The organism is Chitinimonas violaceus (genome assembly GCF_052601015.1).
The window spans coordinates 1-928 of the sequence record NZ_JBQXDJ010000192.1; the positions used below are offsets into that span (position 1 = coordinate 1).

General features: G+C 50.2%; 1 protein-coding gene. It reads left to right on the plus strand.

Features of this window, described 5'->3' with window-relative positions; genetic code table 11:
* Positions 1-128 precede the first annotated feature (128 nt).
* Positions 129-710, plus strand: coding sequence for a transporter substrate-binding domain-containing protein (locus ACUHMQ_RS20850; protein ID WP_445297358.1), 582 nt, complete (start codon positions 129-131; stop codon positions 708-710).
* Positions 711-928 lie beyond the last annotated feature (218 nt).

The following is a 928-nucleotide window of genomic DNA, read 5'->3' on the forward strand; positions in this document are numbered from 1 at the left end:
TTTTACAACCGCCAACGACGCCACTCTCGGCTAGGTAATTTGGCACCGGCGGTGTTTGCAGAAAAATTCAGCAGGCAATTGGTCTGCATTTGAAGTGGGTGTGTCTACGGTTGTCAGGACAGGTCATCATGCGCCGCATCGAAATGGGAACCGCCGATATAGCCGGACATAAAATCCGCACGCCGGAGCGTGAGAAAATCGCCTGGATGGTGCCCTACCTTCAACAACGTAACTTTGCGATTGTAAGAAAAAACACCACCGCCGGTGGCAAAGCAGCCTTTCTATCCAACAATCAGCTGCGCATAGCGGTCGGCCGCTCGTTCTCACATGGACCTGGATACGACAGTGTTATTTCCTCGTTAAGGGAACAGGGTCGTGTCATCGAGGTAGCGGACATCAATTCCCTGTACAACATGCTGATTATCCGCCGCGTACAAGCCATCTTTTCACCCGTGCCAGTTTACCGGGGAATGTTGTCCACGCAGCAGCTGGAAAATGAATTCGTTCCTGAAGACTGGGTGCCGGACGATCCGGAAGTCCCTTTAAATCTGATGCTCTCCAAAGTACGCTTTACCGCCGAACAAGCACAACAAGTAAAGGGTATGGTCGAAGCCCTGCAGCACGATGGCACGCTGAAAAAAACGCTTGAGAAGCACCTTGGTACGGCAGATGCCGCCAAGATGCTTATCCCACCTCCCAAAGCCAAGTAATAATCTGAACCCTACAGTACCTATCTGAATAAGACGTAAGCAAGGAATACGATTACTAAATTGATAAAGCTAAGTATGCTTGAAGACAATATGAATCCACCCGGTTTTCGTGGAGGCTCAGTTGTTAGAGACAGGCGAACTGTGCCTGCTCGTTTAGCTGTCGGTAATAAGCTGTCTCCGCTTCTGCTGGTGGCACGTAGCCGATTGAGCTTAGTAAC

Excerpts from the sequence above, each read along its gene's own strand:
- ACUHMQ_RS20850 (WP_445297358.1), top strand. The coding sequence starts at position 129 with ATGCGCCGCATCGAAATGGGAACCGCCGATATAGCCGGACATAAAATC.